20 protein-coding genes are annotated in these 22737 nt (G+C 66.6%); 8 read left to right on the plus strand and 12 right to left on the minus strand.

Annotation, left to right across the window (positions count from 1 at the left end):
• Positions 1 to 18: 18 nt before the first annotated feature.
• The 3 genes from AC6RIC_RS00315 to AC6RIC_RS00325 are packed head-to-tail and all read right to left on the minus strand — an operon-like array spanning position 19 to position 3546.
• Positions 19 to 942: an ABC transporter permease gene (locus AC6RIC_RS00315; RefSeq protein WP_499734674.1), complete on the minus strand. Its 924-nt coding sequence runs from the start codon at positions 940 to 942 to the stop codon at positions 19 to 21.
• Complete coding sequence (locus tag AC6RIC_RS00320; protein ID WP_499734675.1) at positions 942 to 1883, minus strand: ABC transporter permease; 942 nt, start codon at positions 1881 to 1883, stop codon at positions 942 to 944. The genes AC6RIC_RS00315 and AC6RIC_RS00320 overlap by 1 nt, the downstream gene beginning before the upstream one ends.
• 16 nt (positions 1884 to 1899) lie before the next feature.
• On the minus strand, positions 1900 to 3546 hold the full coding sequence (locus AC6RIC_RS00325; protein WP_499734676.1) for an amidohydrolase: 1647 nt from the start codon (positions 3544 to 3546) through the stop codon (positions 1900 to 1902).
• 325 nt (positions 3547 to 3871) lie between these two features.
• Between AC6RIC_RS00325 and AC6RIC_RS00330 the strand changes: the two genes are divergently transcribed.
• The 6 genes from AC6RIC_RS00330 (at position 3872) to AC6RIC_RS00355 (ending at position 11032) form a co-directional block, all read left to right on the plus strand.
• A complete protein-coding gene (locus tag AC6RIC_RS00330) occupies positions 3872 to 4450 on the plus strand; it encodes a cupin domain-containing protein (protein WP_454654175.1) in 579 nt (192 codons plus the stop codon).
• Positions 4451 to 4736: 286 nt separating this feature from the next.
• Positions 4737 to 5600, plus strand: a complete 864-nt coding sequence (locus AC6RIC_RS00335) for a helix-turn-helix transcriptional regulator (protein WP_499734677.1) — start codon at positions 4737 to 4739, stop codon at positions 5598 to 5600.
• A gap of 164 nt (positions 5601 to 5764) precedes the next feature.
• A complete protein-coding gene (locus AC6RIC_RS00340) occupies positions 5765 to 7957 on the plus strand; it encodes a TonB-dependent siderophore receptor (protein WP_499734678.1) in 2193 nt (730 codons plus the stop codon).
• An 8-nt stretch (positions 7958 to 7965) separates the two neighbouring features.
• Entirely contained in the window at positions 7966 to 8805 is an 840-nt protein-coding gene (locus AC6RIC_RS00345; RefSeq protein WP_499734679.1) for an alpha/beta hydrolase, read from the plus strand.
• On the plus strand, positions 8802 to 9914 hold the full coding sequence (locus AC6RIC_RS00350) for an ABC transporter substrate-binding protein (protein WP_499734680.1): 1113 nt from the start codon (positions 8802 to 8804) through the stop codon (positions 9912 to 9914). The genes AC6RIC_RS00345 and AC6RIC_RS00350 overlap by 4 nt, the downstream gene beginning before the upstream one ends.
• Before the next feature lie 11 nt (positions 9915 to 9925).
• Complete coding sequence (locus tag AC6RIC_RS00355) at positions 9926 to 11032, plus strand: DUF2218 domain-containing protein (RefSeq protein WP_499734681.1); 1107 nt, start codon at positions 9926 to 9928, stop codon at positions 11030 to 11032.
• A gap of 170 nt (positions 11033 to 11202) precedes the next feature.
• On the opposite strand, the gene tam is transcribed toward AC6RIC_RS00355, so the two are convergent.
• The 8 genes from tam to AC6RIC_RS00395 form a co-directional block, all read right to left on the minus strand.
• Complete coding sequence (gene tam, locus AC6RIC_RS00360) at positions 11203 to 11988, minus strand: trans-aconitate 2-methyltransferase (protein ID WP_499734682.1); 786 nt, start codon at positions 11986 to 11988, stop codon at positions 11203 to 11205.
• A 161-nt stretch (positions 11989 to 12149) separates the two neighbouring features.
• Entirely contained in the window at positions 12150 to 12944 is a 795-nt protein-coding gene (locus AC6RIC_RS00365) for a class I SAM-dependent methyltransferase (RefSeq protein WP_499734683.1), read from the minus strand.
• 88 nt (positions 12945 to 13032) lie between these two features.
• Positions 13033 to 13818: an ABC transporter ATP-binding protein gene (locus AC6RIC_RS00370; protein WP_499734684.1), complete on the minus strand. Its 786-nt coding sequence runs from the start codon at positions 13816 to 13818 to the stop codon at positions 13033 to 13035.
• A gap of 3 nt (positions 13819 to 13821) precedes the next feature.
• Complete coding sequence (locus tag AC6RIC_RS00375; RefSeq protein ID WP_499734685.1) at positions 13822 to 14865, minus strand: FecCD family ABC transporter permease; 1044 nt, start codon at positions 14863 to 14865, stop codon at positions 13822 to 13824.
• 35 nt (positions 14866 to 14900) lie between these two features.
• The gene (locus tag AC6RIC_RS00380; RefSeq protein ID WP_499734686.1) at positions 14901 to 16037 is read right to left on the minus strand and encodes an ABC transporter substrate-binding protein; all 1137 of its coding nucleotides are present in this window, start codon (positions 16035 to 16037) and stop codon (positions 14901 to 14903) included.
• A gap of 287 nt (positions 16038 to 16324) precedes the next feature.
• Positions 16325 to 17362, minus strand: a complete 1038-nt coding sequence (locus AC6RIC_RS00385; protein ID WP_499736667.1) for a phosphotransferase family protein — start codon at positions 17360 to 17362, stop codon at positions 16325 to 16327.
• A gap of 4 nt (positions 17363 to 17366) precedes the next feature.
• Positions 17367 to 18584 (minus strand): acyl-CoA dehydrogenase family protein, encoded by a 1218-nt coding sequence (locus AC6RIC_RS00390; protein ID WP_499734687.1) that lies wholly within the window; start codon positions 18582 to 18584, stop codon positions 17367 to 17369.
• An 8-nt stretch (positions 18585 to 18592) separates the two neighbouring features.
• Positions 18593 to 19339, minus strand: coding sequence for an SDR family NAD(P)-dependent oxidoreductase (locus tag AC6RIC_RS00395; RefSeq protein WP_499734688.1), 747 nt, complete (start codon positions 19337 to 19339; stop codon positions 18593 to 18595).
• A gap of 162 nt (positions 19340 to 19501) precedes the next feature.
• Here AC6RIC_RS00395 and AC6RIC_RS00400 point away from each other — a divergent pair, with 162 nt between their 5' ends.
• Both AC6RIC_RS00400 and AC6RIC_RS00405 read left to right on the plus strand, forming a co-directional pair.
• Complete coding sequence (locus AC6RIC_RS00400) at positions 19502 to 20158, plus strand: TetR/AcrR family transcriptional regulator (RefSeq protein ID WP_499736668.1); 657 nt, start codon at positions 19502 to 19504, stop codon at positions 20156 to 20158.
• Between the two features lie 86 nt (positions 20159 to 20244).
• Positions 20245 to 20580: a GIY-YIG nuclease family protein gene (locus AC6RIC_RS00405; protein ID WP_454654195.1), complete on the plus strand. Its 336-nt coding sequence runs from the start codon at positions 20245 to 20247 to the stop codon at positions 20578 to 20580.
• 168 nt (positions 20581 to 20748) lie between these two features.
• Here the strand turns inward: AC6RIC_RS00405 and lepA are convergent, their stop codons facing one another.
• On the minus strand, positions 20749 to 22554 hold the full coding sequence (gene lepA, locus AC6RIC_RS00410) for a translation elongation factor 4 (protein WP_454654196.1): 1806 nt from the start codon (positions 22552 to 22554) through the stop codon (positions 20749 to 20751).
• Between the last annotated feature and the right edge of the window lie 183 nt (positions 22555 to 22737).

Genomic DNA, 22737 nt, shown 5'->3' on the forward strand with positions numbered 1-22737 from the left:
TCTTGGTTGATGACGGCGCTATTTGCGCAGCTTGGGATCGAGGGCGTCCCGCAGGGAGTCGCCAAGCACGTTGAAGGCCAACACCACCGCGAAGATCACCAGGCTCGGCAGGACCGAGACATGTGGCGCGAAGAACAGGAAGTTGCGCCCGTCCGCCGCCATGGCGCCGAGCTCGGCGGTCGGCGGCTGGGCGCCGAGGCCCAGGAACGACAGCGCCGCGCCGAGCAGGATGACCTGTCCGAAGCGCAAGGTGACGAAGACGAAGATGGCCGAGAGGCAGTTCGGCAGGACATAGCGCAGGATGATGCGCAGGTCGCTCAGGCCCAGCGAGCGCGCCGCCTCGATATAGCCCTGCTGGAGAACGACCAGCGCCGAGCCGCGCACGACGCGCGCCATCAGCGGGACGGTCGCGATCGAGAGCGCGATGATGACCGCGAGCAGGCCAGGGCCGAAGATCGCGGCGATGGCGAGGCCGAACAGGATCGCGGGAAAGGACAAGAGTACGTCCATGAACCGCATCAGCACGCCGGACAGTTTCGGATAGTAGGCGGCGGCAAAGCCGATGACGCCGCCGATCGCGCAACCGAAGACAACCGAGGCGAAGCCCATCAGCAAGGTCGTGCGCAAGCCGTAGAGCAGGCGCGTGATCATATTCCGCCCCTGCCCGTCCGTACCGAGCAGGCCCATCTCGCCGGGCGGCTTCAGCGTGTTGGCGAGGTCGTTGCCGAAGGGGTCGGTCGGTGCGAGCCAGGGCGCGAAGATTGCACCGAGGATGGCGAGAACGACGAGGGTCAGCGCGATGCAGGAGCCGACATCGGAAATCAGCATCCGAAACACGGTCTTGCGGCGGACGGGCGTTGCGGCGGCGACGCTGACGGCCGCTTCCACCGTCTTGGCGCCGGGCTGGAGCGCGTTGCGATCGAGCTTCATGGGGGAGTTCATCAGGTGCCCCTCACGCGCGGGTCGAGCACGGCATAGAGAACGTCCACCGCGAGATTGACCAGAATGAAGCCGAGCGAGAGCATGATGATCGTGCCCTGCGCCATCGGCAGGTCGCTCGACAGGATGGCACCCACCGCGAGCCGGCCGATACCCGGCCATGAGAAGACGGTCTCGGTGACGACGGCGCCGCCGAGCAGAAAGCCGATCTGCAGGCCGATCAACGTGACGACCGGAACGAGCGCATTGCGCAGGGTGTGGCGCAGCACGACCGTGGCCTCGCCGAGACCCTTGGCGCGGGCGGTGCGGACATGGTCGGCGCCAAGCTCGTCCAGCACCGAGGTGCGGGTCATGCGCGCGACCGGACCGACGAAGACGCCGCCCAGCGTGATCGCCGGCAGGATGATCCCCTGGATGCCCTCCCAGGTCCAGAGCGGGCCGGTGCGGCCGGTGAAGGGCAGGATCGGGTAATAGAAGCCGAAGAGCCAGATCAGCCCGAGGCCGAGGAAGAAGACCGGCAGCGAGACACCGGCAACCGAGAAAGCCATGATCGCCCGGTCGATCAGCGAGCCCCGGTAATAGGCGCCGACCGTGCCGAGGAACATGCCGAGCGGGATCGCCCAGACCAGCGAGGCCAGCATCAACTCCAGCGTCGGGCCGATGGTGTTGCCGAGCTCCTGCGTCACCGGAACGTTGTTGATGATGGAGACGCCGAGATCACCCTGTGCCAGGCGCCCGATATAGATCGCGAACTGCTTCCAGAGCGGCTGGTTCAACCCGAGTTCCTGGCGGATCGCCTCCACCACGTCCTGGGTCGCGGTCGGGCCGGCGCGGACCTGGGCCGGATCGGTCGGCACGACCTGCATCAGCAGGAAGCCGATCAGCAGCACGCCGAGCATCACCGGCAGGACCAGCAGCAGCCTTTGCAGCGTATGTTTGAGCATCGCGGAGGTCCCCGGCCTATTGCGCGGCAGCCGCGAGCTGGCCATGCCGGTCGAAGACGACCTCGCCGCCGAGCAGGGTCAGGTCGCAGCGCACCTCGTTCTCGACCTCACCGACGGGAACCGCGAAGATGTCGTGCGAGAGCACGGCGATGTCGGCGAGCTGGCCGGGCACCAGCCGGCCGAGCTTGTCCTCGGCGAACTGAGTGTAGGCGCCGAGCAAGGTATAGGCATGGACTGCCTCTTCCATGCTCAGCTTCTCGGCCCCGCCGATCTCGGTATGGCGCTTGGTCTGGCGGGTGACCATCGTGAAGAGGTTCTTGAACGGGTCGGTGGCGCAGACCGGCGCATCGGAGCTTGCCGCCGCATGCAGGCCGCCATCGAGCCATTTGCGCATCGGATAGGAGGCGCCGGCGCGCTCTTCGCCCAGATTGATCACGTAGAGATCGCCGAACTCGTAGATGAAGGCCGGCTGCGGCACCGGGTCGATGCCGGAGGCAGCCATGCGGGCGAGCTGGCCGTCGGTCAGGAAGCCGCAATGCTCGATGCGGTGGCGGCGGCCCTTGATCGGATGCGCGGGGCTGTCGGCCTTCTCCATGCCGGAGAGCACCTGCTCGATCGCGGCGTCGCCGATCGCGTGGATCGCGAGTTGGTAGCCGAGCTCGTGGTAGTGCCGGAGATAGCGATGCATGTCGGCATCGGAATAGATGAAGATGCCGCGATTATCGGGGTCGCCGACGAGGTAGGGCTCGGTCATTGCCGCGGTCAGACCGCCGGCACTACCGTCGCCGAAGACCTTCATCGCGCCGTAGCGCAGCAGGCCCGTCTCGCGGCCGAAGCGATAGCCCGCCGCATGGGCTTCGTCGCCGATACCGTCGGCATTGCCGTAAATGCAGACCCAGGTGCGGACCGGCAGGGTGCCGGCGCGCGCGACCTCCTCATAGGCCTCGATCTCGGCCATGCCGGCGAGCATGCCGACGCCGGCATCCATCACGCTGGTGAAGCCCTGCGCGAGCATGTAATGCCCGGCCTTCTCGATCGCGGCCTTGAGTTCGGCGGCGCTCGGCTTCGGCATCGCCTCGACGATCAGGCGCATGGCGCTCTCGGCCAGCAGGCCGGTCAGCTTGTTGTCGCGACGCTCGATCAGGCCGCCATCGGGGCTCGGCGTGTTGTGGCCGATCCCGGCCGCCGCCATGGCGCGGCCGTTGACGACGCCGACATGGCCGCAGGTGCGCTTGATATAGACGGGGTTGTCGGGCGCGACGCGGTCGAGTTCCTCGGCTGTGGGATGGCGGGCCTCAGCCAGCTCGTTATGGTCATAGCCGCGGCCGGTGACCCATTCGCCGGGCTTCTTGCCCTTCACCGCGGCGGCGATGCGGCGCAGGATCTCGTCGATGCTGTTGACGCCCTCCTCGGGGCGCAGATTGACCTCGCTCATCGCGAGACCGAGCGGCAGCAGATGCATATGCGCATCGTTCAGGCCGGGAATGGCGACACGGCCTGCGAGGTCGATGACCTGGGTAGCCGGCCCCTGCAGGGTGGCGACATCGGCGGCCGGGCCGGCGGCCAGAACCTTCCCCCCGCCAATCGCCAGGGCTTCGACGAAGCCTTCCGCCAAGCCGCAGAAGATGCGGCCATTCAACAAAACGGTCTCGGCTTGCGTCATCGGCCCGGATTACCCTGCTTTCCCTGTTGAATTCTCGCCGCGAGGCATTGGCGAGGCGATAGTCTTCGGCAAGCATCTCCCGTGCCATGCGCGCGATCATCCGCGAGCCGGCAGCCCTCTCGTATCGAATGGGGTTTTTAGTCTGGACGGTGTGCTTTGAACGCGAAAACTATTCCACTCCGCCGGTTCCCCATGACACTATTTTCTTATTGGCTTTCCGGCAGCATTGCTCAGAATATTGAACATGGCAAGGGCCGTCGAGCAGGCGGCCCCTGCATGACGCGCAGGAACGACAAGGCGCGCAGGATGGGGGAACGGAACAACCATGAGCTTTGACGTCGGCGGCAGGCTAAAGGAAATCAGGTTGGCGGCCGGGCTTTCCCAGCGCGAACTCGCGGCGCGCTCAGGCGTGACCCATAGCCTGATCTCGCTGATCGAGCAGAACCGGAACAGTCCCTCCGTCGCGTCGCTGCGCAAGATTCTCGGCGGCATTCCGATGACGATGGTGAGTTTTTTTGACGAGGAACGGACGCCGCGCGACAAGGTGTTCTTCGAGGCCTCGGACCTGCTGGACCTGACCTCGCGCCTGCACCAGGTCAATGGCGGCGAGAGCCGGGGCCAGATGTCCTTCCGCCAGGTCGGGGACGCGCAGGCCCATAACCTGCAGATCCTGCACGAATCCTACGATCCCGGCGCCGATACCGGCGCCGCCATGCTCAAGCACGAATCCCATGAAGGCGGCGTGGTGCTGGCCGGCGAGCTCGAGATCACCGTCGGCGATCAGATCAAGGTGCTGAAGCCCGGCGATGCCTATCTCTTCGACAGCCGCATCCCGCATCGCTACCGCAATATCGGGACGGAACGCTGCATCGTCGTCAGCGCCTGCACGCCGCCCTATCTCTGAGGCGCCAGCCCGACATCCGCCCCTACCCCTTCGCTGATCAACGAACGCTCAAGGCTCACGACGCTCGACCAGAAGACGCCGTCATTCCGGGCGGAGCGAAGCGGAGACCCGGAAGCCATCGCGGGCGTAAGCGCCCTTCGATGGATTCCGGATCGGCGCGGCTTCGCCGCTTGTCCGGAATGACGCCGGAGGGCGGTGAGCGCACCTTAGAATTCATTTAAACTATTGATATTATTTGTTTTTTACTCCAGCTTCGGATAGACGTCACCTCCTCACAGAGGTCGCGATGCACGCCGGTTCCAGCCCCGTACAGAAATCTGCCACGAGCCTGGAGCTGTTCTCGCGCAATCTCTCGCTCTCCGCCGGCACGTTTCTGATCCAGGAAGGCGAGCGGATCGTCGGCCCGATGCGGCCAGGTCTCAAGGTCGCGGTCATGCTCGAAGGCCGGCAGGCGCTGGAGCTCGACGACCGCCCCGCCGTCGTCCTCGACGGGCCGACAGTGCTCGTCGCCGCCAATGGCGGCGAGCATATGCAGCAGCGCACCGGCCTCGCGGACGGCGCGCTGCGCTGCGCGCTGATGCAGTTCGACTTCGATTTCGTCGCCCGCGAGTTCGGGCCGGATGTCGCCAAGGCCGCGCGCCTCGCCTGCTCCGACGATGCCGGCGTCTGGGTGCGCCCGGCCGATGCCCCGATCCGCTCGCTGGCGCTGCAGATGGCGGAATGCCCGGTCGGCGAGGCACTGCGCCCGCTCTATCTCGCCGGCAAGGCGCTCGAACTCGGCGCGCTGGTCCTGGACCGGATGCTCGGCGAGCGGCCCGTCCGCCCGGCGAGGCTCAACCCGCGCCTGCGCGAGCAGGTTCATGCGGCCCGCGACCGGCTGCTCGAAACCTTGCAGGAACCCCTCAGCCTGGCGGAACTGGCGCGCGAAAGCGGGCTCAACCCGACCAAGCTCACCTCGGCCTTCCGCACGGAATTCGGCGCCAGCGTCTTCGAATACCTGCAGGAGCAGCGCCTGCAGCAGGCCTATGCGATGATTGCCAGCGGGGAGACAACCGTCGCCGTCGCCGCTTTCCAGGTCGGCTATAGCCCGGCGCATTTCTCCGGGCTGTTCCGCAAGCGTTTCGGCGTCGCGCCGAGCTCGCTGCGCTGATCCAGGCCATGAATCTGCCCTCCCGTTCTTGCTTGGACGCGTTCGAAACGCGACCGAAAGAAATACTGCCGCGATCGAAAGCCAAGCGCGTTGCCGGCCCGGCAGCCTTCCTGAAAGAACCCCGGAGACGAGGGCGCGCAGGCGCCAGGGGCAGGATTACGGGTATGATCGGGATCAACAGCAGCAATCGCGCGATGGGACGGGCCGGCGTGGCACTGGTCGCGCTTCTCGCCGGCGGAGCGGGCACGGCGCTGGCGCAAGGCGCCCAACCGCAGCCGGCAGGCACCGCGATCGGCCTCGATACGATCGAGGTCCAGGGCGAGCGCGCCGGCGGCCCGGTCAACGGCTATGTCGCCCGCCGCAGCGACACCGCGACCAAGACCGATACGCCGATCATGGAGACGCCGCAGTCGATCACGGTCGTCACGCGCGACCAGATGGACGACCAGGGCGCGCAGAATGTCAGCCAGGCTCTGCGCTATACCGCCGGTGTGGTCGGCGAGACCCGCCTGTCGATGGGGCGCTATGACAGCGTCTTCATCCGCGGGTTCGGCGGCTCGGGGTCCGGTGCCGGCTTCGTCAACAATCTCGACGGCCTGCGCTATCAGCGCGGCGTCAACTTCCTGGTTCCGACCTACGAATCCTGGGGGCTGGAGCGGGTCGAGGTGCTGCGCGGCCCGTCCTCGGTGGTGTTCGGGCAGGTGAAGCCCGGCGGTATCGTCAACATGGTCAGCAAGCGCCCGAAGGAGGAGCGGCACGGCGAGGTTCAGCTCCAGTTCGGCAGCCATGAGCGCGCCCAGATGGCGTTCGATTTCGGCGGACCGATCGACCCGCAGAAGACCTGGCTCTACCGGGTCGTCGGCCTCGGCCGGGCAGCCGACACGCAGGTCGACTACACCCGCGAGGAGCGCATCTTCATCGCGCCTTCGCTGACCTACCGGCCGAGCGGCGCGACGAACTTCACCCTGATGGCCTCGTTCCAGCGCGACCCGGAAACCGGCTTCTACGGCTTTATCCCAGCGGTCGGCACCGTGCTGCCAAGCCGCGCCGGCCGCATCCGCAGCGAGTTCTTCCCGGGCGAGCCGAATTTCGAGGGCTATAGCCGTAATCAGGCCAATCTCGGCTACGCCTTCGAGCACCGCTTCAACGACGTCTTCACCTTCCGCCAGAACCTCCGCATCTCCGACCTCGAGTCGCGCAACCGCACCGTCGCGGTCGGCGGCATCGCGGCCGACCAGAAGACGCTGACGCGCCGCGCCACGATCTCGAACGAGCGTGCCCGCACCGCCGGCATCGACAACCAGCTCCAGGCCGATTTCCGCACGGGCCCGCTGACGCACAAGATGCTGTTCGGCGTCGACGGCTACTGGACCGATGCCAAGGCCGCGACCGGCGCAGGCGGCACGGTGCAGATGCTCGACTTCACCAACCCGATCTACGGGCGCCTGCCCTTCGTCCTGCCGACCGTGCCGAGCACCACCCAGACGACGGCTCAGTACGGCATCTACCTGCAGGACCAGATCAAGCTCGACCGGCTCTCGCTGCTGGTCGGCGGCCGCTTCGACCGGGCCGAGGCCCGCACCCGCGCGCTGTCCACCGGCGTCCTGACCAAGCAGGACGACACGGCCCGCACCGGCCGCGTCGCGCTGATGTACAATTTCGACAACGGCTTCGCGCCCTATGCCAGCTACTCGACCTCGTTCGAGCCGGTGGCCGGCACGGCCTTCGGCGGCACGCCGTTCAAGCCGACCGAAGGCGAGCAATACGAAGCCGGCTTCAAATACGAAGTACCGGGGACCAACGCCTTCCTGCAGGCGTCGGTCTACCAGCTGACCCAGAGCAACGTCACGACGACCGACCTCGCCCACCCGACCTTCCAGATCCAGACCGGCGAGATCCGGGCGCGCGGCGTCGAGGTCGAGGCTCGGGCAACCGTGCTCGACAATCTCGACCTCGTCGCAGCCTATACCTATACCGATGCCGAGGTGACGAAGAGCAACGGCGTCGACCTCGGCAAACGCCCGCCGGTCGTGCCGCGCCACACCGCGGCGCTCTGGGCGCATTACACCTTCCGGACGGGGACGCTCTCGGGCCTCGGGCTCGGCGCCGGCGTGCGCTATGTCGGCGGCGGCGCGGGCGATCCCGGCAACACCTTCTCCACACCGGACTACACGCTGGTCGATGCCGCGATCAGCTACGACCTCGCAGCAGCGAACCCCGCACTCAAGGGCTGGAAGGTGCAGGTCAACGCCCAGAACCTGTTCGACAAGGAGTATATCTCCGGCTGCTACGGCACGACGCAGTGTTCCTTCGGCCTGCGCCGCACGGTGCTCGCGACACTGTCCTATCGCTGGTGATGTCGCCGATGCAGCCAGGCAGCCTTTCCGACCCCGCATTCGCCCCCGTCGCGCTGCCGCAGGCCTGGCAGCGCGAGTTCGAGGCGCGGGACGGCTCACGCTACCGGCTGCTGATCTCCGTGCCGGAACAGCCCGCTCCGGCATGCGGCTTCCCGACCCTCGTGCTGGTCGACGGCCACGCGCTGTTTCCGGTGGCGGCCACGGCCGCCCGCCTGCAGGCGCAACGCCCGGAAGCGACCAGCGTCGGCCCCGCCGTCGTCATCGGGATCGGCTATCCCCATGAGCGGCCCTTCGATGCCGAGCGGCGCCAGCGCGATCTCCTGCCCGTCCCCGGCGGCGCCGATCGCTTCCTCGACATGATCGTCGAGGAGATACTGCCGGCCGTCGCGCGGATCGCTCCACTCGACCCGGCAAGGCGCGCGCTCGCCGGCCATTCCTATGGCGGGCTCTTCGTGCTGCACACGCTGTTCACCCGGCCCGGACTGTTCGAGTCCCTCGCCGCCGGCAGCCCGTCGATCTGGTGGCAGGACCGCGCCATCCTCGCGAGCGAGGACATGTTCCGGCGCGGTGGTTCGGCTTCGGCCGGACGGCTCCTGATCACGGTTGGCAGCCATGAGCAGGACCCAGTCCTCGCCGTCACCCCGCAACGGGCCGAGCGTCTCGCGCGGGCAAGGATGCGCGACAACGCGGCCGAGATGGCGGCGCGCCTGACCGCGTCAGGCCGCCTCGATTGCAGCTTCACCGAATTCCCCGGCGAGAACCACGTCTCGGTGATCCCAGCGATGCTCGCGCGCACCGTGGCCTTCGCACTTGCCGGCACGGCCCAGGACAAGGCAGCAGCCGCATGATGCTCGACAGGCGTTCGCTGATCCTGGGGGGCTTGAGCCTGCCGGTGCTGCCGGCCATGGCGGCCGATCCGGTCGTCGCGACCGATATCCTCGGCCGCACCGTCAGGCTCGCGGCGCCGGCCAAGCGCATCGTGCTGGCGCAGGGCCGGCAACTCAACGCGCTCGGCCTGATCCATCCCAATCCCGTCAGCATCCTCGCCGGCTGGGGCAGCGACCTCGAACGCCAGAATCCCGACGGGCTTTCCCGCTACCGGGCGCGCTTCCCGGCGATCAATGCGCTGCCCCTCGTCGGCGATGGCGGGACCGCCACCGGCTTCTCGCTGGAACGGGCAATCGCGCTCGGCCCCGATCTCGTCGTGCTCAGCAAATCGCTCGCCGGCACGCGCCGTGGTCCCGGCGACTTCGTCGAGAAGCTGGAAGCCGCCGGCGTCCCCGTCGCGGTCGTCGATTTCTACCTGGAGCCGCTGCGCGACACCGTGCCGAGCCTCAGGACGCTCGGCATCCTCATCGGCCAGCAGGAACAGACCGAACGCCTGATCGCCTTCTACGAGGGGCGGATGAAGCGGATCGCGAGCCGCGTCGCGGACGCGAAGCGCCCCTCCGTCTTCATCCACGCCCATGCCGGCGGCTACGATTGCTGCATGACGGCCGGACAGGGCACGTTCAACGAGTTCATCCAGGCGGCCGGCGGGCGCAACATCGCCGCCGCGATGCTGCCGGGCGCGACCGGGCAGATCGGCCTCGAACAGCTCATCGGTGCCGATCCTGACGTCTATATCGCGAGCGGCGGCACGCATCTCAGCAAGCTCGGCGGGCTCGTGCTCGGCCTCGGGGTGAGCGAGACGGATGCTGCGGCGAGCTTCGCCAAGCTCTTGGGCACACCGTCGCTCAAGATGCTCAGCGCCATCGAGAAGCGCCGCGCCTTCGGCTTCTGGCACCTGTTCAACGACACCCCGCTGCATGTCGTCGCGATCGAGGTTCTCGCGAAATGGCTCCATCCGGAGCGCTTCGCCGATATCGACCCCGCCGCGACACTTGCCGAGGGGGCCCGCTTCTCCGCGATCCCGCTCGACGGGACGCTCTGGATCGCGGCGCCACCGAAAGCCTAACGGAGACCCTCATGCTGGCCACCTCGACTCGGATCGCGCTCGCCAACCCCGCGGGCGTCCTGAAGCCGCTCTGCGAGCATCTCGTCGAGCACGAGGCCGTCATTACCGAGCAGGACGGCACGACGATCATCGCCCTCGACGGCAGCCGGGCGCGGATCGCGCTTTCGGCCAACGCGCTCGACGTCACCGTCGAGGCGCCGGATGTGGCCACGCTGCTGGGCATGAAGCGCGCGATCGCCAGCCATGTCATCGAATTCGCACCGAAGGACACAGCGCCCGAGATGCGCTGGATCGGCGACGGCACCGGCCCCGCTTTGCCGCCCGAGTTCCGCATCCTGACGGTGACCGGCGTCGAGCGGATCACGCCGCACATGGCCCGCATCCGCTTCAAGGGCGACGATCTCGCCCGCTACGACCATATTGACGCACTGCATGTGCGCCTGTTCATCCCGCCCGAAGGCGTAAGCGAGCCGAGCTGGCCGATGGTCGGCGATGACGGGCTCCTGCTGCCCTCGCCGGCTGAAACCCGTCCGCTGGTGCGGAAGTACACGATCCGCGAGATCGACACCGCTGCGGGCACGCTCGCGCTCGATTTCGTACTGCACGAGGATGCCGGGCCGGGCTCGGCCTTCGCCTTCCGGGCCAAGGCCGGCGACCGGATCGGCATGGCAGGCCCCGGCGGGCGCGGGTTCAAGCCGGCCGAGCGCTATGTCTTCCTCGCCGACGAGACCGGCATGCCGGCCGTGGCACGGATGCTGGAGAACCTGCCGGCCGAGGCCGTGGGCCAGGTCTTCATCGAGGTCGCCGATGCCAGCGAGGAACAGCCCCTGCGCCACCCTACCGGCATCTCGCTGACCTGGCTGCATCGTGGGGACGCCGCGCCGGGCAGCCTACCGCTGCTGCAGGATGCCTTCGCCACCATCGACTGGCCGGAAGACGGCCCCCCGACCTATCTCTGGGCGGCAGCAGAACATGCCGCGTTCAAGGCGATCCGAGCGGCGTCGCGCGGCAAGCTCAGGCCGGAGCGCGACCAGAACCTCGTCGTCAGCTACTGGCGCGCTGGCGCCTCCGACGAGGAGCATGTCGCCGCCAAGAAGACGGAAGCGGCCCGAAGCTGACCGCTTGGAGCTTGGCCATTCTGATGTGACTCGGAACCACGCGGGTCATCCCGGGCTTGACCCGGGATCCATGCCGGAGCGCTTCCGATGGAGGTTCAGGCATGGATCCCGGATCTCCGCTTCGCTGCGTCCGGGATGACTCCGCGTTTCAAATCAAAAGGCTGTAGGCCCTAACCTTCTCTAACGGCGACCACGAACAGGCGCGGGAAGCGCAGCAGCACCTTCCCGTCGCTCTCGACCGGGTAATGCGGCGCGATGCGTTCGAGATAGCGGGCGAGGAAGTCCTTCTGCTCCTCTGCCGTCAACCGGTCGAGATAGGGCTTCAGCCCGGTGCCCTTGAACCATTCGGCGATGGCTTCGAGATTGACGAGCGCGTGGACATAGGTCGTCTGCCAGATATCGACGCGGCAGCCAGCCTCGATCAGCCAGCGCCGATAGTCGCCGAAGCTACCGATCGTCGCGCGCTCGGCCTTGGCATTCGCGAGCTTCTCGGCCCAGGGGCCTTCCGCCGCGACCTCTCGCATCGCGACATGGGAGGGCTCGTTGAGGTTGTTCGGCATCTGCACGGCGAGGCAGCCGCCTGACGTCAGCGAACCTGCCAGCCGCGGGAATAGCGCGGCGTGGTCGGGCAGCCATTGCAGCACGGCATTGGCGAAGATCACGTCGCAGCCCGCCGCATCGGACCAGGTGTTCACGTCGCCGAGGATGAAGGAGAGACCGGGCAGGCGCTTGCGCGCCTTCTCCAGCATGTCCGGCGAGGAATCGAGGCCTTCAGTGACCGCGTCGGGGTAACGGGCCGCGACCAGCTCCGTGCTGTTGCCGGGGCCGCAGCCGAGATCGATGCAGCACTTCGGAGCGCTCAGCGGGACGCGGGCGAGCAGGTCGATCGAGGGCCGCGTGCGCTCGTCCTCGAAGCGCAGATACTGCGCGGCGTCCCAATCCGGCTTGGCGTTCATCGCTCGCTCCTGTCCCGCGACACCGCCTGAAGAAGCGGCGCGCTGTCCGTTCCTGTAGAGGATGCTGCCCCTTGACGGAAACATATCGTCATCCCGGACAAGCGGCGAAGCCGCGCCGATCCGGGATCCATCGGAGGGCTCCGAAGAGTAGCCGGCAGGCGCTAGCGCGAAATGGCGACAGCGGCAGGCTTGCGCGCGAGAAGGGCAAAACGGGTCGAGGAGGCCAGCCGGATCGCGTCATGCAGCGGCGCCGCACGCTGCTGCTCGCGCACGACCTGATGGTAATCGGCCGGGACGATATCGGTGAAGCCGGCGGCGGTCAGCATCGCTTCGAGACGCTCCCGGCTCAGGCCGTCCTTGAAGTAGAAGCGGCTGGTAATCGAGGCATGGGTATCGGCGTCGATCTGGTGGACGGCCGCGCCGCGCTTCTCGCGCAGCCAGTTGCCGAAACGGTTGACCAGCGCCTGCCAGCGCGTGCGGTTGACCCAGTCGCCGTCGATCACCAGCAGACGACCGCCGGGGCGCAGGACACGGAACCATTCGCTGAGCGCGGCTTCCGGATCGGTCAGCGTCCAGACGAGATGGCGGGTGATCGCCGCGTCGTAGCTTTCATCCTCGTCGAGCAGGCGCTCGGCATCGCCGAGCCGGAAGCGGGCAGCCTTGCCATGCTTGGCGCGGGCACGCTCCAGCATCGCCTCGGAGAAGTCGAGCGCGGTGACCCGGTGATTCAGCGAGAGCAGGGCGCGGGTGATCTCGCCGGTGCCGCAGGCAAGGTCGAGCACGTCGAGCGGCTGAGCGCCGAAGGAATCACCGATCAGGCGCTGGAAGGCCTTGAGCTCGCGATCCGACTTGATCGCGTGGCCGAAGGAGAGATCGAAACTCTCGGCCCGCGCCGACCAGTAGGCGCGGATCTCTTCCTTCAGGGTGAAATTGTCGTGCGTCGAGGGAGCGGACATGTGTCGGAAACTTTGCTTTCTCGCATTTTTGCTGACGCGGACCTTCGGTTCTTCACGCGAACCGGCGTCCGCTTCGCTCGAAAATGCTTCAGTGAACCTGGATATAGGGCTCGACCAGAAGTGTGCCCCGGGCCGACTGCTCCAGATGCACGCCGACCGCATATGTCTCCGAGACCGCCTCATGCGCAAGCACCTCGGCCGGCGCGCCGGCCTGCGCGATGCGCCCCGCATTCATCACCAGCACCCGGTCGGCGAAGCGCGCCGCGAGCGAGAGGTCGTGGATCGCCACCACGGTGACGATGTCGCGCCGGCGCGTCGCCTCGCGGATCGTCGCCATGACGTCGAGCTGGCGGCGCACGTCGAGCGCGCTGGTCGGCTCGTCGAGCAACAGCACGTCGGGCTCGCGCACCAGCGCCTGGCCGATCGCAGCGAGCTGGCGCTGGCCGCCGGAGAGCGTCGCGATATCGCGCGAGGCGAAGGGGGCCAAGCCCAGCTCCTCGATCACCGCCTCGACGGCATGGGTATCCGCGGGTGAAGCCGCGAGCGCATAGCCGCGGTGCAGGCTCTTGCGGGCGAGCAGGATGATGTCGAAGACCGAGAGCGCGACGCGCGCGCCGGTATCCTGCGCGAGATAGAAGACCTTGCGGGCCCGCTCGCGCTGCGAGAGCTGCGAAAGGTCATGGCCATCGAGCGCCACCGCGCCGCGCTCGGGCCGCAGCAGGCCGGCGGCGCAGCGGAACAGGGTCGACTTGCCGGAGCCGTTGGGGCCGACCAAAGCGGCGAGTTCGCCACGCGGCAGCGCTTCCGTGCCAAGCCCCTGCAGGACCGGCGTCGCGCCATAGCGGAAATCGAGATCGCGGATCAGCAACGCCATCGCTCAGACTCCCCGCCCACGGATCGACATGACCAGGCTGATGAAGAAGGGCACGCCGATCAGCGCCGTGATGATGCCGATCGGGTAGATCACGCCGGGTGTGATCACCTTCGAGACGGTGGAGGCGAGCGAGAGCAGCACGGCACTCGCAATCGTCGCGGTCGGCAGGAAGAAGCGCTGATCCTCGCCCACCAGAAGCCGCGCGATATGCGGGCCGACGAGGCCGATGAAGCCGATGCCGCCGACGAAGGAGACCGAGACGGCGGCAAGCAGCGAGGTTGCGACGAGGATTTCCAGGCGCAGGCGGTCGACGCGGACGCCGAGGCTCTCGGCCCGTTCGTCGCCGAGACGCAGCGCCGTCAGCGCCCAGCCGCGCATCAGGAAGAACGGTAAGGCGAGCGCGATCAGCAGCGCGGCGACGCCGACCTTCTCCCAGCTCGCGCGGGCCAGGCTGCCCAGCGTCCAGAACACGATCTGGGTGAGCTGCACCTCGTTGGAGCGGTATTGCAGCAAGGCGGTGATGGCGTTGCAGGTAAAGAGCAGGGCGATGCCGACGAGGATCATCGTCTCGGCGCTGACGCCGCGCAGCTTGGTCATGAAGAACAGGACGAGCGAGGCCGACAGCGCGAAGACGAAGGCATTGGCGGTGACGATATAGGGCCCGGCGCCGGGAATGACGCTCCAGCCGAAGACGATCGCGACGGAGGCGCCGACCGTCGCGGCGGCGGAGACGCCGAGCGTGAAGGGGTCGGCCAGCGGATTGGCGAGGATGGTCTGCATGCCCGCTCCGCTCAGGCCCAGCATGGCGCCGACGGCCATCGCCATCAGCGCGATCGGCAGGCGCAGGTCCCAGACGATGACGGAGAGCCGCGGCGTCGCCGATTGCGGATCGACCAGCGTGCGCAGGACATCGCCAAGCGGGAGATTGCCGGGTCCGATCGAGACATCGAGCGCCAGCGCAACCGCCAGCGCGACGACACCGAGCAGGACGAGCTTCAGCCGGCGCGCATTGCGCCGGCGATAATCCCCGGTGGCGGTTGCCGTCATGGGCAGGGTCGCGGCCATCGTCGCTCAGGCCGCCGTCACTGGAGCTTGGCCCAGAACACGCCGGAATAGGGGATCGGCAGGAATTTTTCGTGGAATTCCTTGAAGACCGCCTCCGGGTCGACGTCCTTGAAGCGGTCCGGATAGAACTCCTTCGCCATGGCGAGCTCGGCGATGAAGTAATAGGGCGCGTCGTAGAACTGGTGGTAGAAGGCCATCACCTTCTTGGCCTGCACGGCCTTAAGCTGCTGGAAGCCCGGGCGGCTCATCAGCGCCGCCATTTCCTTCTGCACCTTCTCCGGCGTCGCGTCATAGCCGAGGCTGACGGCGCTGCTGCCGGGATTGCTGCCGTACCAGTTGGCGCCGGTGAGGAAATAGACGTCCGGGTTGTCGGCGAGCACCTTCTCCTGCGCGGCCTGCGCCTGGAAGGCGGAGAAGAACTGGCTGCCCCAGTTGCGCCCGCCGGCTTCCTCGATGAAGCGGCCGAAGTTGAACGGGCCGAAGGTGGCGCAGCAGGGCAGCAGGCCAGCGGCGCGCTCGACGAAGACCAGCGGCTTCTGCTTGTCGGGGATCGCGCCGACACGGGCATAGATGCTGCGGGTCTGGCGCATGTAGTAGTCGGCGAAGGCGTTCGCTTCCTTCTCGCGGCCGAGGATGCGGCCGAGCAACTGCACGCTCGGCAGCACGTTCTGGGTCGGGTCCTGGCGGAAATCGACGAAGATGGTGGTGATGCCGGCCTTCTCGAGCTTGCCGAGCAGGCCCGTCTCCTGCGCCTTGAAGTAGTTGGAGAGGTCGAGAATGTAGACCTCGGTGCCGAGCGAGGCGATCTTCTCCATGCTGACATCGGCGGCATAGGGGTTGCCCATGTTCGCGATGTCCTTGGCCTTCGGGAACTTGGCCAGATACTTCTGCCAGGCGCCCGGATCGTTCTCGATGAGGTCGTTGCCCCAGCCGACGACGCGCTTGAACGGGTCATCGCGGTCGAGCATCGCGAGCGTATAGAGCTGGCGGCCTTCGCTGAGGACGATCTTCTGGGGGTCGCGCGTGACATTGACGACGCGCCCGGCGAGATCGGTGACCTCGATCGTCTCGGCGCTGGCTGCGCCGGCAAACAGCACGGACGCGCCGAACAGGACGGCGGAAGACAGACGGGCAAGCCAAAGGGGAGCGGGCATCGGACAACATCCTGCCGGGAAAGATGCCCTCGCGCTAACACAGCCCGCCTCAGGTCGGCAAAGCAATTCTAACTGTCTTGAATCGATCTAAATTGGAGCTATTTTAGAATAGCCACAGATTTTGAAAGCAAACAGCTTGTCTTGATCTCATCAAGTCCTGCCAGATCAGGGTGTCACCCCGGACAAGCTGCGCAGCAGCGCCGATCCGGGATCCATCATAGAGCGTTGCGCCCTCCGATGGCTTCCGGGTCAAGCCCGGAATGACGGCGCGGTTCCGCAGCAGACTCTCAGGACAGCCTCTCGGCTCCCACCATTGTTTCGTGCGCCCGCACGGCGAAACGCCGGGCGAGAGGCGCGACCTCGGCCGCGTTGGCCGCAGCGGCCGTCCCGGCGCGGACCCGGTCGGCGATACCGACGAAGATCACCGCGAAACGGAACAGCGCGAAGACGAGATGGAAGCGCAGGAGCGGCGCCGTCGGCACGGCATGGGCATAATAATGCGCGAGAAATTCGGCCTCGGTTGGAATGCCCAGCGCCGCACGGTCGAGCCCGAGAATGCCGCCATATTCGTCGGGCGCGGAGTGCCAGGGCATGGCGCAATAGCCGAGATCGGCCAAGGGATGACCGAGCGTCGACAATTCCCAGTCGAGAATGCCGATCACCTCCGGCTTGTCCGGATGGAAGAGCAGGTTGCCGAGCCGGAAATCGCCATGGGCGATCGCGACATGGCCGTCATCCGCAGGCAGATGCGCCGGCAGCCAGTCGGCGACCGCCTCCAGCTCGCCGATCCGCTCGCCCGGCGATTCCCGCAGCTGTTTGGTCCAGCGCGCGATCTGACGCTCGAAATAGTTTCCGGGGCGGCCGAAATCGCCGAGGCCGACCTCATCGGGCTTCACCGCATGAAGCTTCGCCAGCGCTTCGGCCATGCCGAGATAGAGGCCGTGCCGCTCCTCCGGAGCAAGGCCGGGCAGGGCGGCATCATGGAAGACGCGGCCTTCCAATCGCTCCATCAGATAGAACGGCGTGCCTAGCGGGGCGGGATCGGCATGGAACAGGACGGCGCGCGGCACCGGCACATCCGTCTTCGACAATGCTTCGAGCACGCGGAACTCGCGGTCGATCGCATGGGCACCGCGCAGGATCGGCCCCACCGGCTGCTTGCGCAGCACGAGGCGGCGCGTGCCCAAATCGACGAAATAGGTCGGGTTGGACTGGCCGCCGCCGATGCGTTCAAGCGCGAACTCACCGGCACCAAAACGCTCCCGCAGGAGGCTCACCAGCGCGGCCGGATCGAAATCGATGGCGGCGGGCGCTGGGGCTGCCATCGCCTCAGCCCTGCGCTTCACCAGCGACAGGCCAGTGCCAGAAATCACGCCCCTCCTGCGTCAGGAAGCGGTTCAGCACCATCTTGTGGACCTCGTCGGCGCCGTCGACCAGACGCGCCTGACGAGCATAGCGATAAATCCATTCCAGCACGGTGTCCTTGGAGTACCCGCGTGCGCCATTGACCTGGATCGCGACATCGGCGGCATCGTGCAGGACATTGGCGACCTGGACCTTGGCCATCGAGACCTCCTTGCGGGCGAAGCCGCCGCGATCGAGCTCCCAGGCCGCCTTCATCACCAGGAGGCGGCCGATCTCGATGCGCATGGCGAGGTCGCCAAGCTTGAGCTGGATGCTCTCGCGATCGGCGAGGCGCTGGCCGAAGCCGTAACGCTCGGCGGCATAGGCCTGCGCGATCTCGATGCAGCGCTTGGAGAGGCCGAGCCAGCGCATGCAATGGGTGAGGCGGGCCGGGCCGAGGCGAACCTGCGTCACCTTCATGCCCTTGCCCTCGCCGGCCAGCACGTTGTCGGCGGGGATTTCGAGCCCGTCGAACTCCAGCTCGCAATGGCCGCCATGCTCCTCCGGCCCCATGATCTCGATGCGGCGCAGGATGCGCCAGCCCGGCTGATCGGCATGAAAGAGGAAGGCAGTGAGGCCGTTGCGCGGATCGTCCGAGGTGCGGGCGATCAGAATGAAGTGCTTCGCCTCCTCCGCTCCGGTGATGAACCATTTCCGGCCGCTGACGATGTGCTTGTCGCCGCGCCGCTCGGCCCTGGTCTGGATCATCGAGGGGTCGGAGCCGCCACCCGGATGCGGCTCGGTCATGGCGAAGGCGGAGCGCACCCTGCCTTCGACGATCGGCTTCAGCCAGCGCTCCTTCTGCTCGGGCGTGCCGAGCGCCTCCAGCACCATCATGTTGCCGTCGTCGGGTGCCGCCGAATTGAACACGACGGGACCGAAGATCGAGCGATTCATCTCCTCGTAAGCGACGGCCATGCCCATCTTGCCGAGGCCCGCACCGCCGGTTTCCGGCTTGAGCTGCACGCACCAGAGGCCCGCGGCACGCGCCTTGGCCCGCATCGTGTCGAGCAAGGGCAGCGCGATATTGCCATGGGCGTCGTAGGAGGACCGATCGGCTTCAAGCGGCAGGATCTCCCGCTCTACAAAGGCGGCGATCCGCGCGCGGTAATCCTCAATGCGGGGGGAGATTTCGAAATCCATGGCGAGGCTCACAAGGACGAAACGAGATGGCCGCCATCGACTTCGATGGTAGAGCCAGTAATGTAGCTGCCGGCGGCGGAGGCGAGCAGCAATAGCGCGCCATCGAGCTCCTCCGGCTGGCCCAGCCTTCGCTGCGGGATGCGCTTGATCAGGTTCAGGCCAGCTTCGGTCGCGAAGAAATCGCGGTTGATGTCGGTCTCGATATAGCCGGGGCAGAGCGCGTTGACGCGGATACGATCGCGCGCCCATTCGAGCGCCAGCGCCTTGGTCAATTGGATCACGCCCGCCTTCGAGGCCGCATAGGCGCTGACGCCACCGGCAACCCGATGGCCGAGGATCGAGGCGATATTGACGATGGTGCCGCCTCGGCCGGCTTCGCGCATGCCGCGTGCCACTGCCTGGGCGACCAGGAAGACGCCCTTCAGATTGGTGTCGAGCACCGCATCCCAAGCTGCTTCCGAGAGATCGGCCGCCGGCCCGGCACCGCTGACCCCGGCATTGTTGACGAGGATGTCGAAATGCCGACCGTCGAGCGCATCCGCGATCGAGGCGGCATCGGCCACGTCCAGAACCAGATGTTTCGCGCTGCCGCCCGCCGCGGCGATCTCGGCGCCCGCCTGATCCAGCGCAGACTGCCTTCGCGCGGCCAGCGTCACATCGGCGCCGTGTCGCGCGAGCAGCCTGGCGAAATGCAGCCCCAGCCCGCCGGACGCCCCCGTCACCAAAGCCGTCCGGCCTGAAAGATCCTCGAACATCGCGGCGATTCCTCCACCAAAAATCGAGCGATCGCTCGCTATTTTTATGGCGATCCACCCACGCTTGCAATAGGCTTGCTTCGACAGCGGAAGCTTGGCTCAGGCAGAGGCGCGGACAGGGTGCAGCCGGCGGATCAAAAGGACGACGCCAGCGCTTTCTCGATGGAGGCGCTCTGCCAGCGCATCTTCGAACGGCATCGCGACACCATCCGCGTGCGCAAGCCGCATGTCGCCGTCGCCAATCTCGCGCGCATCGTCGAGGCCACGCTCAAACTCTCGAACCGGCAGGGCTTTCACGCCACCAGCCTGCGCGATCTCGCAGAGGCCTCCGGCCTCAGCATGGGCGGGCTCTATGCCTATTTCCCCAACAAGACGACGCTGCTGGCGATGATCCTCGGCGAGGTCGCGCACGCGGCGCAGGAAGCGCTCGGGACGCCGCCTGCCGCTATCGCCGGCGATCCGCGGCGCCATCTCGCCTGGGTGATCGAGAGCCATATCCGCCTGACCGAGGTCATGCAGCCCTGGTTCGTCTTCGCCTTCATGGAGGCGAAGTCGTTTCCTGCAGCTGAGCGCCGGCAGGCCATCGACAGCGAGGCCGCGACCGAGACGATGATCGCCGAGGTCCTGCGGCGCGGCACGGCCGACGGCGTCTTCTCGATCGCGGATATCGATCTCGTCGCCGCGCTGATCAAGCCGCTGCTGCAGGAATGGTATGTGAAGCGCGCCAAGTACCGGAAGCGCGGCACATCGATCGAGACCTATATCGCTGCGACCACCGATTTCATCATGGCGGCGGTGCGGGCGCGGCCGTCCAGCTGACCGGATTAAATTACCCGGATAAAATATTGCCTTATTAAAATCCGGGTACTATTAGAACACCCATCACGGAAGGATGGGTTGCACCGATGCAGATGGCTGACAGGAGGGCGGCGACGGCCGCCTACAAGGAACGGAAGACGGTGGCGGGCATCTTCGCCTTCCATTGCGAGGCGGCCGGGCTGACATGGGTCGGCCGCGCGCCCGATCTTTCCACGATCGAGAACCGGCTGCGCTTCACGCTCCGCCATGGCAGCCACCGCCAACGCTCCATGCAGGCGGCGTGGAACGCGCATGGCCCCGAGGCCTTCCGCTTCGAGGCACTGGAAAGGCTGGAGGACGAGGATATCGCCTATGTGCTGGATCGCGTGCTGAAGGAGCGCCTCGCCCATTGGCAGGCGAAGCTCGGAGCCGAGGCGCTCTGATCGATCGCAGCTTGCCCCACCCACGCTGGTCATCCCGGGCGTAGCGAAGCGAAGACCCGGGATCCATTCCGGAACGGTTTAGGCATGGATCCCGGATCGGCGCAGCTTCGCTGCTTGTCCGGGATGACGGCGTGTTTCCTGAAAGAACGAAGTACAGGCCGTGCCGGCTCAATCGTCCATCTTGAGGGCGGCGATGAAGGCTTCCTGCGGGATTTCGACCTTGCCGAACTGCCGCATCTTCTTCTTGCCTTCCTTCTGCTTCTCCAGAAGCTTGCGCTTACGCGTGGCGTCGCCGCCATAGCACTTGGCGGTGACGTCCTTGCGCAGCGCGCGGATGGTCTCGCGGGCGATGATCTTGCCGCCGATCGCGGCCTGGACCGGGATCTGGAACATGTGCGGCGGGATCAGCTCCTTGAGCTTCTCGCACATGGCGCGGCCGCGGGCGTCGGCACGCGAGCGGTGGACCAGCATCGAGAGCGCATCGACCGGCTCGGCATTGACCAGGATCGACATGCGCACGAGGTCGCCCTCGCGATAATCGGTGATCGCGTAGTCGAAGGAGGCATAGCCCTTCGAGATCGACTTCAGCCGGTCGTAGAAGTCGAACACCACCTCGTTCAGCGGCAGGTCGTAGACGACCTTGGCGCGCGAGCCGACATAGGACAGATCGGTCTGGATGCCGCGGCGGTCCTGGCAAAGCTTCAGCACGGAACCGAGATATTCGTCGGGCGTGAAGATCGTCGCCTTGATCCAGGGCTCCTCGATGAATTCGATCTTCATCACGTCCGGCATGTCGGCCGGGTTGTGCAGTTCCAGCGTGGTGCCGTCGCGCAGCTTGAGACGGTAGACCACGGACGGCGCGGTCGAGATCAGGTTGAGGTTGAACTCGCGCTCCAGCCGCTCCTGGATGATCTCCAGATGCAGCAAGCCGAGGAAGCCGCAGCGGAAGCCGAAGCCGAGCGCGGCCGAGGTCTCCATCTCGTAGGAGAACGAGGCATCGTTCAGCCGCAGCCGGCTCATCGCGGCGCGCAGCACCTCGAAATCGGCGGCGTCGACCGGGAAGATGCCGCAGAACACCACCGGCTGCACCGGCTTGAAGCCCGGCAGCGGTTCCGCGATCGGCTTCTTCTCGTCGGTGATGGTGTCGCCGACGGCGGTATCCGCGACCTCCTTGATCGAGGCGGTGAAGAAACCGACCTCGCCGGGGCCGAGCTGCTTGACCTCGGTCATCTTGGGCTTGAACACGCCGACGCGATCGACACCATAGGAGGCGTTGGCCCGCATCATCCGGATCGTCATGCCCTTCTTCAGCACGCCGTCGATGACGCGCACCAGCACGACGACGCCGAGATAGGCGTCGTACCATGAGTCGACCAGCAGGCACTTGAGCGGCGCATCGGGATCGCCCTTCGGCGCCGGCAGCTTCTGGACGATCGCCTCGAGCACGCCCTCGATATTGAGACCTGTCTTGGCCGAGATCGGCACCGCCTCGGAGGCATCGAGGCCGATCACATCCTCGATCTGCTGCTTGATGCGCTCCGGCTCGGCGGCCGGCAGATCGATCTTGTTGAGGACCGTTACAATCTCGTGGTTGGCGTCGAGCGCCTGATAGACGTTGGCGAGCGTCTGCGCCTCGACGCCCTGCGAGGCGTCGACCACCAGCAGCGAACCCTCGCAAGCCGCGAGCGAGCGCGAGACCTCATAGGCGAAGTCGACATGGCCGGGGGTGTCCATCAGGTTCAGGACATAGTCCTTGCCATCCTGGGCCTTGTAGTCCAGCCGCACCGTCTGCGCCTTGATGGTGATGCCGCGCTCCTTCTCGATATCCATCGAGTCGAGGATCTGCTCGCTCATGTCGCGGGCCGCGACAGTGCCGGTCTGCTGGATCAGGCGATCAGCCAGCGTCGACTTGCCGTGGTCGATATGGGCAACGATCGAGAAGTTGCGGATATTGTCGATGGAACGGGTGCTCATGCGCGCGCCATAGCAGTGATGCCGCGTCGCGCCAAGCGGTTGCGCGTTTCGAAGCTCGCCCGGTGACCATAAACTCTGCGGTCATCCCGGGCGAAGCGCAGCGAAGACCCGGGATCCATGCCTGAGCGTATCCAACGAAGGTTCCGGCATGGATCCCGGATCGGCGCCGCTTCACGGCTTGTC

The sequence above is a fragment of the Allobosea sp. TBD101 genome, assembly GCF_059817965.1.

What these genes read in the sequence shown, in the direction of transcription:
- AC6RIC_RS00335 (WP_499734677.1), top strand. Translation starts at nt 4,737, where the DNA reads ATGCACGCCGGTTCCAGCCCCGTACAGAAATCTGCCACGAGCCTGGAG.
- AC6RIC_RS00365 (WP_499734683.1), bottom strand. Translation starts at nt 12,944, where the DNA reads ATGTCCGCTCCCTCGACGCACGACAATTTCACCCTGAAGGAAGAGATC.
- AC6RIC_RS00340 (WP_499734678.1), top strand. Translation starts at nt 5,765, where the DNA reads ATGATCGGGATCAACAGCAGCAATCGCGCGATGGGACGGGCCGGCGTG.
- tam (WP_499734682.1), bottom strand. Translation starts at nt 11,988, where the DNA reads ATGAACGCCAAGCCGGATTGGGACGCCGCGCAGTATCTGCGCTTCGAG.
- AC6RIC_RS00325 (WP_499734676.1), bottom strand. Translation starts at nt 3,546, where the DNA reads ATGACGCAAGCCGAGACCGTTTTGTTGAATGGCCGCATCTTCTGCGGC.
- AC6RIC_RS00385 (WP_499736667.1), bottom strand. Translation starts at nt 17,362, where the DNA reads ATGGCAGCCCCAGCGCCCGCCGCCATCGATTTCGATCCGGCCGCGCTG.
- AC6RIC_RS00405 (WP_454654195.1), top strand. Translation starts at nt 20,245, where the DNA reads ATGCAGATGGCTGACAGGAGGGCGGCGACGGCCGCCTACAAGGAACGG.
- AC6RIC_RS00330 (WP_454654175.1), top strand. Translation starts at nt 3,872, where the DNA reads ATGAGCTTTGACGTCGGCGGCAGGCTAAAGGAAATCAGGTTGGCGGCC.
- AC6RIC_RS00345 (WP_499734679.1), top strand. Translation starts at nt 7,966, where the DNA reads ATGCAGCCAGGCAGCCTTTCCGACCCCGCATTCGCCCCCGTCGCGCTG.
- AC6RIC_RS00355 (WP_499734681.1), top strand. Translation starts at nt 9,926, where the DNA reads ATGCTGGCCACCTCGACTCGGATCGCGCTCGCCAACCCCGCGGGCGTC.
- AC6RIC_RS00320 (WP_499734675.1), bottom strand. Translation starts at nt 1,883, where the DNA reads ATGCTCAAACATACGCTGCAAAGGCTGCTGCTGGTCCTGCCGGTGATG.
- AC6RIC_RS00400 (WP_499736668.1), top strand. Translation starts at nt 19,502, where the DNA reads ATGGAGGCGCTCTGCCAGCGCATCTTCGAACGGCATCGCGACACCATC.
- AC6RIC_RS00370 (WP_499734684.1), bottom strand. Translation starts at nt 13,818, where the DNA reads ATGGCGTTGCTGATCCGCGATCTCGATTTCCGCTATGGCGCGACGCCG.
- AC6RIC_RS00380 (WP_499734686.1), bottom strand. Translation starts at nt 16,037, where the DNA reads ATGCCCGCTCCCCTTTGGCTTGCCCGTCTGTCTTCCGCCGTCCTGTTC.
- AC6RIC_RS00375 (WP_499734685.1), bottom strand. Translation starts at nt 14,865, where the DNA reads ATGACGGCAACCGCCACCGGGGATTATCGCCGGCGCAATGCGCGCCGG.
- AC6RIC_RS00315 (WP_499734674.1), bottom strand. Translation starts at nt 942, where the DNA reads ATGAACTCCCCCATGAAGCTCGATCGCAACGCGCTCCAGCCCGGCGCC.
- lepA (WP_454654196.1), bottom strand. Translation starts at nt 22,554, where the DNA reads ATGAGCACCCGTTCCATCGACAATATCCGCAACTTCTCGATCGTTGCC.
- AC6RIC_RS00350 (WP_499734680.1), top strand. Translation starts at nt 8,802, where the DNA reads ATGATGCTCGACAGGCGTTCGCTGATCCTGGGGGGCTTGAGCCTGCCG.
- AC6RIC_RS00395 (WP_499734688.1), bottom strand. Translation starts at nt 19,339, where the DNA reads ATGTTCGAGGATCTTTCAGGCCGGACGGCTTTGGTGACGGGGGCGTCC.
- AC6RIC_RS00390 (WP_499734687.1), bottom strand. Translation starts at nt 18,584, where the DNA reads ATGGATTTCGAAATCTCCCCCCGCATTGAGGATTACCGCGCGCGGATC.